Here is a 6,204-nt window from a genome sequence, read left to right as displayed (position 1 = left end):
TCGCGGGTCAATCTTGCCCGCCGTCAGGCAGAAACTCCACTTATCGCGCTGTTCAGATTTGCGGGACCAGCTCAGAGCAAGATCGCGCCGCAGCTTATTTACCGCCGATCGCCTCAGAGCAACTGCAAGACATTCAGCTCGAAAGTCTCGGTGCTTACGCCTTCGCAGCAGTCGCGAGCCTTTCCCGCAGCCCTCAGCCCGTCAGGAAAAATCGGGCAGCACGATTACTCGGGTGTTTTGCTAGGAGTTGGCCGCAGCGGCGCGTGCCAGCTAGCGAAATTTTGCCCCGACTCAGTGAGAGGATAACAATCTGCCGGGGAACCAGCCCTCCATGCTACTCCTCAAGGGACGGGACATGGAGAAGCCTCGGGCCCGATCCGGCGTGCACGCGGCGCATCGCGCCCGGGCTGGTGAGCATGCCGATACCGAGGCGGCACGATCGAATGCTGCGACGAAACTCTAAAAGGGTAACGGGGCAGTGTTAGCGGGCCCGCATGCCCGCTGAGCACCGGCGAGGGCCCTCGGCGAGGAGCCCCGGAGCCGTGCGCGAGGCATCGAGGACCGAACTGAGTCAGGTCGCCCACGGTCGCGAGCACGGTAAATTGCGCTGTTGGTACTGTCCGGAGATCGGAACGGGTCTGAAACTCCAGCAGGCAAGCCGAACCCGACTGGTTCGCGGTCGAGGTCCACTTCAGTCGTTCTCCTTCCGCCGTGTCCGATTGATGACGCGTTGTGCCTGGAATCAGACACGGGAGGCGCGAACATTCACCCCGGCGCGGCACGGGCCAAGTGATCTCGCTCGATTCAGACACAGCCGGCAGACCATAATTGATGGCACATCGATTGCTGGGGACATGCCAAAGAGCCGCAGGGGATCGCCGACCTCGCGGTTGCCAAATCAGGAATTCACCACGTGGTTCGAGCCGGCGGGGCACAAGTGTGACAAATCGTCCCTTGGAGGAGACATGGCAAAACCAGCGCTGTCGTCACCCGTTGGAGACATAGTGCAGCAGAGGTGGATCGATCTCGCCGCCGCATATCCGTTGCTTTGCCGGCTCCGCCTCAACGACAGCATCGACAGCCATATCTCTGTCAGTCTTGCCGACCCTCAACACCTTTTCTTTGAGTCAATGCGTTCGGGGGTGGTTTGGACTGGCAACCGTGAGTAATCGCATCAAAGTCAATATCAGCTGCGACAGTTTTGACGATCCCTGCCAACTGGCTATCAATCCGACTGGCTTCGCCGTGCGCGCGTAATCAAATTCAATGAAGTGCGGCAGCGATCGGCTCAAGACACCGAGGACAGCTTTATGAACGCTCCACCAGAGACGATCACTCCAGTAACCGACGTGACGGCTGCGACCTGGGATAATCTGTCGCCGCTGCTGGTTGATATCCGCGCGCGTCGAAAGGAATTCGCCCGAGCGCAGAAGATTCCAGACGAGATCATCGAGGGCTTCAAGCGGGTTGGCGTCTATCGAGCTTTGGTCGCCAAGCGATTCGGCGGCGAGGAGCGAACGCCGGCCGATTTTTGTCGCCTGATCGAGCGTATTTCCCAAGTCGACGGCTCCGCCGGTTGGGTCGCCAGCTTCGGCGATGGGGCTCGCTACCTCGCTGCTCTTCCGGAGGACACGCTTCACAAGGTATACGCGAATGGACCGGACGTGGTGTTGGCAGGTGCGCTTTTTCCGCTCCAGCCCGCCAGGCGGAGCACCGACGGGTTTGTCGTGAACGGCGTATGGCCATTCGCCAGCGGCTCACCGGGCGCAGATCTGATAGGCGTTGGGATCACTGTGGAAGACGATCCGACCGGTGGCCTTGCGCGGGTAGCCGTGATACCGGCCGAGAAGGTGACAATCCGCCCCAATTGGGACGTCATCGGTCTGCAAGGCACCGGCAGCCACGACGTCGTTGTCAACGATGTCATTGTGCCGGAGGAATGGACCTTGATCCGCGGCGGTCCGCCGACACTCGACGCGCCGATCTATCGTTATCCGTCCATGACTTTCGCTGCCCAGGCGCATGCGATTGTCGGCATCGGTATTGCACGCTCGGCGCTAGACGAGGTGATCGCGGAGGCCGGAAGCCGCACCTCAATCACAGGAGCGCCCGTCATGGCAGAGCGCGGCTATGTCCAACTGGAGATGGCCAGAGCCGAAGCCATGCTGCGTTCCGCCCGTTCCTTCTTCTATGAGGCCACCGAGGAGCTGTGGGAGGAAGCGATCAAGGATGCGGTAAACCCGCGCACCGCGACCCTGATGCGCCTCGCCGCGACAAACGCCGCGCGGCAAAGCGCTGAGGTCTGCAACATTGCCAGCGTTCTCGCTGGAAGTGCGTCGCTCTATACAACCAGCAATCTGGCGCGAGCGATGTGCGACAGCTTCGTGGTTGCCCAGCACGCAGCTTTAAACGAGGGAACCCTCCAGAGCGCCGGCCGACTCCTGCTCGGAAGTGCAGCACAGCCGGGATTTCCATGAAGTGGTTCATCCACGTTCCGCACCCCTCCCACAACTGATTGCCGCACCGCGATATCATGCTGTCTGCAGCTACAAGACTTAGCGACCTGCCGGCCTTCTTTAAAGGAAGAGGCGAGAGAGAGAGAGAGAGAGAGAGAGAGCCTTTCAGTCGGGCTCTTCTCAAAAAGACAGCTCCATATCCGTGGAGCAAGCAGCCTTCCCCGTCGCAAACATAACGAGCGCCCTCATAGGTCTCTGCGCACCCGCCTCGATCATTGTCATGTCGTGCACGATCTACACGCAACAGCCGCAACGGCTCGCGGTTCGTCTCACAAAGCTTCTAAGTGGCGTTTTGATTGGGAGCGAATTCGCGGCGCGATGTCGGCGGACTGGGAGATCATTCGGCTGCGCCAGGAGAACGGACGACTGCGCATGGAGCGCGACATTTTAACGCTGGTGATACCAGTCGGAAGCCAACAAGGTCGGGGTGATGAACTGACGATTCATGATCGCCAACGCACGCGATCTTTTGGACGAGACGAACACACGACATCACACAAGAAATATGACGTGCAATGTATCTGGAGCGCTCGCGCGTATATGCCCATCCAAAAACGGTATGCGGGACGCATGTCGACCGATGGCGGATCACTTGCTATCGGCGAGAGATCGGCGGCTTGAGTTTTATTCGAGTCAGCTCAAAAGACCTTGAATCGCACGTAGCGTCACGTTGTACCATTTTGCAGTAGCTGACGCGGATGCCCGACAAGCGGACCGGGCCGCTGTTTGCTGTCGACCTCGGTGAGACGATGATAGTAGTGCGGTCGATGTGCATACGGCAGAGGGGGACGCAGGTGCGCCAATCACTGCCTGCGGATCGCTCGAACGCGCTCCGAGTGCTCGCAGGAATAACAAGGTACTTTCCCAGGCCCCGGGGACGGTAGGGCGCTACGTTCTTCGGCCGGCACGTTGATGCCATGCGAACAGCCGCCGCGGACCGTCTCTATTCGGGCCACTCACTAGATCAGCATGACTTTGACGATCCTCAGCACAACGGACAATACCTCCTCCAGCGGTGCGAGCCAGTGTTGAGCTGCATTCCGTCAATATCGGTTTGAAAAAAGGAAATGACGCCAGACTTCTGCGACCATTGATCATTCCGTAATTAGAATTTGCGGCGAACGTTGTGCTGCAAATAACCGTCGGCAGCGCTCCCTCTGTCGACGACTAACTTCCGCCCGGCCATCGAAATGAGGCCGGGCGTTTTTTTTGCGTCACTGAATGACAGTTTTGGAGTGTTCTGGCCCGCGGTGTTTGATGATTGCGAAGGGTTAGGGAGAGAAACAAACGTAAGCGATCGGGCATGAGTTATGGAGAGAACCGTTCGCGTCATCTTAACGCTCTATCCGTTCGACGATCTCGTCGATCCCTGCGCGTGATGATGGCGGTCGACGATCCGACCGTGTGCCCGGACGCAGTGCACGGTGCTCCCCGAGATCGAGCGCTCGGTCGGCCGCCCCATCTGTCCCGGTGAGCTCTCGCGTCCGGACTTTCTCGCGCTACGGCTTCGACGTCGTGCAGGTGGGTGACAGCAGGGATATGCGCGCCTTCTGATCAGGAAGGGCGTGATCAGAGAAAACTTCTGCGCGAGATCACGTGAAACTCTGAACCCCAATTTGAATGGCCTTCGCGCAACCGACCGACTAGTATCAATCCATGTCTCGCCGTGTGTGTCAAACTGCTACTATCATCCTGCCGCTGCTGTCGGTCGTCGCGAACGCTGCGCCAATTAAAAAGGGGCCCATCCGGTTTGGCAAGGCTACGGCTTCCTGCCCGGCTATCGCCAGCCGCTGAGCAATAGCATTCCGCTCTACAAGCAGAAGGACTTGATGCGCCGGCTCTCGCGCGCCGACCGGCGCCACTTGTATATTGACCCGGTTCCTCAGTATTTCGGTTGGGACGGCGAGTGGCACTATTTCGGCCAACCCGGCTTCCGCGGCGGCCGCTACAACGGAGGCAGTTTCGGGCCGTGCTCGACGCGGACGCCGATCGGGCCGATCTGGAATTGCGGGTGATCGGGCCGCGCAGCTAGGAGAAACTTCGCGCCATTGCGCCGGGATCACGTCGCGGCGTTTACTGACGTCCTCTCCCGAGTTCGTGATCGCGTTGCCGCCACACAGGCACGGCGTGCTCGCAGATTCGATGATCAGCTCCGCGTGCGGCAAATGAGCAGGCAAGTAACCGCGATTGGGATGACGATCTTGATCCGATCCGGCGCGAGATCGGCCGCCGATGATCGCCGCCGCCCTCTACTACGCCGCGCCCAGGACGCCCTGCCTGACAATCGGCTGCTGCAGTTATGCTGGACGCCTTGCGGCAATTCTGTTCTGGAATGAACACATACTTCAGCTCGCTTTCCCATTGACACAAGAATAGCGACGCCAATCGCGTGCTGAAATCCGCCGATCTCAAGGAATTACGAGAACCGATGCAATTGTACTGGCAGTTGCTCGAAGCAGTGCACCCGCTTCCTAGAAGACCAGGCCATACAGCAGCCGTTCGAACGATTCAATGCTTCGAGCGCCGGCTGCAGGGTTAGAAACCCACCACCCGCCCGATGTGGACGTCGTGCGCCGGGTCTGTAATGGCAACCTAGAAACGGGAGCGCCCGTCCGGCCACCGATATCCGCTCAAATGATCACCCGTTGTGCAGAATTGGGCGGCTAAGCCCGCCGGTCAGGTTTTCCAACGATGAATGAGGCCCTCGATGTGAATCGTCACTAGAAGCGCGTATTTTTGAGCAATACATCACCCTCCACCGCGCGGGGATAGTGGGAAGCCACTTCGAATGATGGCAACAGGTCAAGAATAGCTTGCAGGGACAACTGCCCTTCGTAGAGCTCGCGGTCGCTATATTCCGTGTAGACGAAGCGCGTGTTGCCCAAGGTCTGCATGCCGCCAGCGATGACATCGGCTTCGGCTCCCTGGACATCCATCCAGATGAGATCGATCGTATTCAGCTTAGCTTCGCTGCACCAATCGTCAAGCCGCCGCGTTTCAACCGAAACAGGGCGATCGAACCGAACCCAATCATACACAGTAAGATGGTTCTTCGGGCGGCGTATTGAGCCGGAGAGGTCCCATTCCTTCGCATCACCGTCTGCATTGCTTGGATGGAAGTCGATCATCCCGTTTCGATCACTGATCGCGATTTCAAGCAGCTTCACCCTATAGAGGGATGGGCCCAGCTTCTTCTTGAAGCGCGCGATCGCTCTGGGGTCCGGTTCAAAGCAGTAGAGCTGAGCTTGCGGGCAGAGGCTGAGAAACTGTTGCGTATCGGTCCCGTCATTGCAGCCGATATCCAGGATGACGGGATTCGGCTTCTGAAGAAGTGAAACAATGTGCTGGTGTACTTCGACAGACGACACAGGTGCTTTTCCCATTTGGCGCGGAGATCGGATGAATTTCGTCTTTGACGCCGCAATCACACGCCGGACGCGCCGGCACAATGTATATCAATGTATATGATTCATATACGCGTCGGTCCCCTTGATCCATGACAGCGATTTGGAGGCTATCAACATCAAAAGGGACGCCTGTCGGACCGGGGCCTGCAGCGACTGCCCTGCAATGCAAATTGCCGCTCGATCTGGGGAGACGCGCCAACTGCGAGCTAGTATCCGCTTTTCTTGGAACGTGAGTCGTGATTCAAGGTCGGGATGATACCCGAAGCAAGAGAAGTCCGGCT

General features: G+C 58.7%; 2 protein-coding genes and 1 pseudogene. 2 read left to right on the top strand and 1 reads right to left on the bottom strand.

From position 1 onward, the window contains the following. Positions 1-1,310: 1,310 nt before the first annotated feature. Both D6B98_RS39185 and D6B98_RS41325 read left to right on the top strand, forming a co-directional pair. Entirely contained in the window at positions 1,311-2,477 is a 1,167-nt protein-coding gene (locus tag D6B98_RS39185) for an acyl-CoA dehydrogenase family protein (RefSeq protein WP_126262205.1), read from the top strand. 1,695 nt (positions 2,478-4,172) lie between these two features. Continuing rightward, positions 4,173-4,531: pseudogene (locus tag D6B98_RS41325) on the top strand (hypothetical protein). A gap of 705 nt (positions 4,532-5,236) precedes the next feature. Here the strand turns inward: D6B98_RS41325 and D6B98_RS39170 are convergent. Then, on the bottom strand, positions 5,237-5,884 hold the full coding sequence (locus tag D6B98_RS39170; RefSeq protein WP_126262203.1) for an FkbM family methyltransferase: 648 nt from the start codon (positions 5,882-5,884) through the stop codon (positions 5,237-5,239). Positions 5,885-6,204: the final 320 nt, after the last annotated feature.

The organism is Bradyrhizobium sp. LVM 105 (assembly GCF_003957705.1).
GTDB classification, from domain to species: Bacteria; Pseudomonadota; Alphaproteobacteria; order Rhizobiales; family Xanthobacteraceae; genus Bradyrhizobium; species Bradyrhizobium frederickii.
This window is presented reverse-complemented; position numbering and strand designations above follow the sequence as displayed.

Bases quoted from the DNA above. Each gene is read 5' to 3' on its own strand.
- D6B98_RS39185 (WP_126262205.1), top strand. From the start codon at position 1,311: ATGAACGCTCCACCAGAGACGATCACTCCAGTAACCGACGTGACGGCT.